Origin of the sequence: Brunnivagina elsteri CCALA 953, assembly GCF_002289455.1 — a bacterium.
In the GTDB taxonomy this organism is placed as follows: Bacteria; Cyanobacteriota; Cyanobacteriia; order Cyanobacteriales; family Nostocaceae; genus Brunnivagina; species Brunnivagina elsteri.
This window is the reverse complement of record NZ_NTFS01000450.1, coordinates 1-4,972: the sequence shown is the minus strand read 5'-3', so window position 1 is coordinate 4,972 and position 4,972 is coordinate 1. Positions and strand designations below refer to the sequence as shown.

Here is a 4,972-nt window from a genome sequence, read left to right as displayed (position 1 = left end):
TGAGATTTTTTAATTATATTGAAGCCTTGTATTATCTGCAAGACAGTTATCACAGGCATTTTTGGAATTTGAATTTCACGGTGGTACAAAAGTTCAGTGTTCGGATATTGACTACTATTTATGACACTTCAGTTATTACTCCATAAATACTGTGTTTGTTGTGTAGTTCTTATCTGACGAAGCTTTTAATCGATATCTAGCTGATGTTGGATACGTGTAAAATAATCATAGATTAAATAATATTATACAACTTGATATTAGGCACTAATTATCTGAATCAGTAAGCAATTGTCAAAATCGAGATAAGTGTGTATAAATAATTAAAGGTGTATAGTTTCGCTGCAAATTCATCCAGTTAAGCGTATTTCATTCCAATTGTATTGTTCGACAATTCTCAATTCTTTCTCTGCTGTTCGATGGGGGTCTAACTGCAACATGAGAAAGGCTTGTTTTTTGCATAAGTTTGTTACTGAAAAGTTTCATATACCTTCCAGTATGTAGCTTTATCTATCCAAGCTCGATAGGTTTTGCAATGGGTTGTGACTGAATGCCCCATTAATTTTGCTCCGAAGTCAGGAGTAAATCCAAATTCAAAACATTTGCCTGCATAGCAATGACGAAGATTATATGGGGGAAACGGAATTTTAAAGTCGTAGAAAAACTCAGATACAAATGGGTGCTAAGTCAATATACAACCCTTGTCCAGATTGCTTTCTAGTATCCAAGATAGGAACTCATACTTAGGATGGGGAAACATGGACTTTGGGTTTAACAAGAGTGCCATTCATCTAAAGCGGAATTAATCGTTGCTATCCAGCAAGCTGGTAATGTATCAGCGATAAATGATGTTGATTCAATGCACTGTCGAAAGCTTATTCAGACTTTAGTGGTTGAGAATGCATTTAGCAATACTGAATTAGAAAAATTGCGAGATGTTGAATTATTAGAATAGCCACGAAAGATGCGTTCACGTACAGTGGCTCCGATAAGAGTATCGCATTCTTGATAAATCCGAATTATGATCGCCACTAACAGAAAATTTTCACAAACCAAATAATATAAATTTTATGGACAACGATAACGATAAAAATGTTTGGTGGTCAATTCGCAAAAAAGCAATTGCTTACGGTAAGAGAAGTCTGGAATGGAATGCAAACACTAATTCTTTACCCCCATTGTATTTTACTGATTCTATGAACCTTAAGCAAATTGCTCCCAGTTCTGAATCGGATAACTCTTCAAAAAAGTCCGCTTGATTTAAAGCCTCAAGTATATAAATATCTTCTTCAGTTTTAGACTCACGAACGTTCTTTTGTTGTTCGTGAATTTTTATTTGATACTCTGTTTCTGCAATTGTAGAATTAATCAAATCATTTTTTGGAAGAGTTTGTAATGTTGCTAGCTGATGTTTTAAGGAAAGTAATTCTTCAGAAGTTTCTGTTTGGTTCGCTATCGTCGAGGTATTAACTGCATCCAAGATGCTTTCAGCAAATTTAACTAATTCCCCAATAGTTATTCTTTTTACAATTGATGCCGAAATTTGCTTACTATTGTCACAAACAGATTTTCCGAATTTTTTGTATTTTATGCACTGGAATCTTAAAGAATTATTACTTTCTTTTGAGTCCGCACCTGTTTTGGACATACCAGCGCCACATATCCCACAACGGAATAACCCAGACAAAAAATGTGTTTTAAATTTGGCAGGGTCTTTTTTATGTAAAAAAGATGTAAGTTTTGATAATTCTTCGTATTGCTGCTCAGTAATTAAAGCTTCATGTGTCCCGTAATGCTTTTCTGTTTCTCCTGTCTTTAATTTGTAAAATGTATGTCCTCGAAGTGCAGGATTATGCAACCACTTGAGAATACTAGTGGGGTACATTTTTATACTATATTGCTCCACTAACCATCGAGAAAGAGATGTGAAGGAATTCTCGTAAAGCCTATGAATTATTTCTTTTGCGATCGCCCAATTGGAAGAGTGTGGAATACATTTTGAATTTTCATCTTTAGCATATCCAAATGGTGGCTTACCAAAGTATTTGAGATTGGAACGAAAATACTCAGTTCCAAAGGAAACTCTTTCAGACAGTAATCGACTTTCAAATTCTGCTAACCCTGCAATATTATTAATAGTTAGCCACCCAAAAGCAGAGTTTGTATTCCCTAGCGGGGAATCTAGAATTGTCAGTTTTACTCCTACTTTCTGAAGTGCGTCTATTGTCCTGTGGATACTAATAACATTTCTTCCAAGTCGATCTAACCGCGTAACAATTATCTCGGTTGCTACTCCATTTTTGGCAAGGTTTATTAATTGGTTAAAATTCTTCCGAGTATCTTTTCTTCCAGACTCGATATCGTATAGGATTTTCTCAGCCCCAGCTTTTTCAAGCCGATTTATTTGTTGGTCGAGGGCTTCTGTATCTGCTTGATGGCGAGTAGATACACGGGCATAACCTATACGCATAAAAATTTATAGAGATATTTCGTGGATAGAATCAATCTTACCACATTATATTTATAATCCATCTTTTGGAAGACATACTTCTCTTTAATCCCAGAAGCAATCAAGTCAGGTTTTGTCGCTTCCACAAACTTCTCAAACTCATAAGCCGTAACATCATCATATATGATGGTGGCATTGTCAATGTAGTCAGCAGTACGTTTGTAATCGTCATTGTGACCAAATTCGTAACCTGTACCAACAACCTTGATACCCAAGTCTTCAAATGCAGGTACAACGTGACGAGGACGTAAACCACCAACATATAGCATTACGGTGTTACCTTCCAAACGAGGACGGAATTTCTTCAGAACCGCATCCATTGTTGCTTGGTATTTAGCAATCACCTTTTCAGCATTATCTTGGATTTTTTTGTCGAACTTAGCAGCAATTTCGCGCAACGAAGCAGCAATTTTGTGAGGTCCGAAGAAATTGAATTCCATCCAAGGTAATCCGTATGTTTCTTCCAAAGAACGACAAATGTAGTTCATGGAACGGTAGCAGTGGATTAGAACTAACTTAGCTGCTGGTCCTTGGATAAGTTCGTTCATTGTACCGTCACCAGACCACTGGGCAACGACTCGCAAACCCATTTCTTCAAGTAACATGCGGCTTGCCCACGCGTCTCCACCGATATGTTGTTGTACAACGCAGGAAAATATAGTATTCTTACCTTAACCATTATTCCATAAAGCTTATGCGCGTAGGGTATGCCAGGGTAAGTACCGGGGAACAAGATGAAGCTCTAGTTCAGCAAATGGCTCGCCTCGAAAAAACTGGGTTAGATAAAATTTTCACTGATATAAAATCTGGGAAGTCTAATAATCGCAAAGAATTTAACAAGCTGATAGCCCTGTGCAAAAAAGGCGAAGTCAAAGAAATCGTTATAACCCGCATTGATCGATTGGCACGGTCAATGGTTTCGATGTCGAAGGCGATCGCATTATTCGAGGAAATGGGCATAAAGCTAACAATCTTGGATGCCCCTATTGATGATATTTCTAATCCCTTCTCTAAATTTTCGATCAATCAGATGGGGGCACTGGCACAATTCGAGAGCGATTTGTTGCAAAGTCGAGTAAGGCACGGGTACAATTACTTCAGAGAAAAAAACAAAGCACCTTCCCATGTTCCTTTTGGCTACGCTCGAATCGATGAAAAATATGCCCCGGATTTATCGCTGCATGAATCAGGTAAGACTAATTGGACGATCGCCAGGGAAATCATCGATTGGATGATTGCGAATAAATCATCCATCAGGGGCACAGCACACCATACCCAGGCTTGTTATGGATTACGGTGGTCAGTTACTGGGTTTCACAATTGGATAAAAAACCCTGTGTTGCGAGGACATACCCGCTACAACGTCCATAACAAACAACACAAGCCCGATCTGTGGGATATTCGCAAGGATACCCATACTCCACTCATCGACGCTTCCACAGATGAACAGCTTCAAGCCCTTTTGATAGATAATCAAAGAATATGGGGTGGGAATCGTCTCCAAGGGAATAGGGGCACTGGCTTACTTTCCGGGCAGATTTACTGCGGATGCTGCGATGGAAAGTGCTATGTGTCTCGCAAGGATAAAGATTTATTGGTATGTAATAAAAGAAACGTTTACGGCAAAAGTTATTGCTCAAATAAAAAAGCTACACCTTTGAGCAAGGTTTGTGAATTTGTTGATGCGGCATTAGCTGAGAAAGCTATTATATTGCGAGATTTTGTATTTTCTGAAGATGAACCCGAACCACGGGAATTAGTTGAATTAAAAGCAAAATTGGAATCACTGGAGAAGATTCCCAAGGATGATGTTATCGAAGATGCGATCGCCAAAATAAAATTAAAAATTCAGCAACACAAGAAAGTTACACCCAATCTAGCCCTGGTAGATGAATGGGTGCAAACTTTCTCAGACATTAGATATTTTCAATTACTGCCACAAGACAGGAAATCAGAGCTATACCGAAAGTTCCTTAGTGCAGTCGTTATCGATAACGGCTCTATTATCCGTGTCGAATTTGTCGATATTGTCTAGCACGAGTTCAGGGTTAGACAAATAGTATTTAACTGTTTCGTCGTCTAAGTGCTTCACTTTCTGATATACAATCGCTGTCTTTTTTAACCAGGAAGGTAGCGATTCTTTTTTAGTGACATCCATCATAACCATAATCGTGCTTTGCATCTGTGGCGCTCTTGATTAAGTTTAACCAACGGGCGAAATGTTTCTGTTCGAGGCAATCTTTTTACGAAAAACCTCTGGTTAGCTAACGCGATCATCCCTGGCAGTCTTTGCACCTAATCGGAAATTCGGGCTCGGGTTGAGTCTTTAATAATTCGATTTGCACAGCCGTACCGTCTAGCATCAATCCAATGAATCCCTTCTTGCCATTCCCCAGAACTAATTCTACGAAAAATTGAACTACGGCTAAAGCCTTTACCCAATCGGATTGATGCTTGTTCAATTGC

Annotated in this window: 2 protein-coding genes and 1 pseudogene; 1 reads left to right on the top strand and 2 read right to left on the bottom strand. The window is 38.4% G+C overall.

Annotated features, from left to right (window positions below):
* Nucleotides 1–1,123: 1,123 nt before the first annotated feature.
* Nucleotides 1,124–2,467, bottom strand: coding sequence for a fdxN element excision recombinase XisF (gene xisF, locus CK510_RS26165; protein ID WP_095724454.1), 1,344 nt, complete (start codon nucleotides 2,465–2,467; stop codon nucleotides 1,124–1,126).
* A pseudogene (locus CK510_RS26160) lies at nucleotides 2,458–3,141 on the bottom strand (nitrogenase component 1); the annotation flags it as partial. The gene xisF (CK510_RS26165) and the pseudogene CK510_RS26160, both read right to left, overlap by 10 nt.
* A 59-nt stretch (nucleotides 3,142–3,200) precedes the next feature.
* Here CK510_RS26160 and xisF (CK510_RS26155) point away from each other — a divergent pair.
* Nucleotides 3,201–4,541 carry a fdxN element excision recombinase XisF gene (xisF, locus tag CK510_RS26155; protein ID WP_095724453.1) on the top strand — a complete coding sequence of 447 codons (1,341 nt, stop codon included), beginning with the start codon at nucleotides 3,201–3,203 and terminating at the stop codon, nucleotides 4,539–4,541.
* Nucleotides 4,542–4,972: the final 431 nt, after the last annotated feature.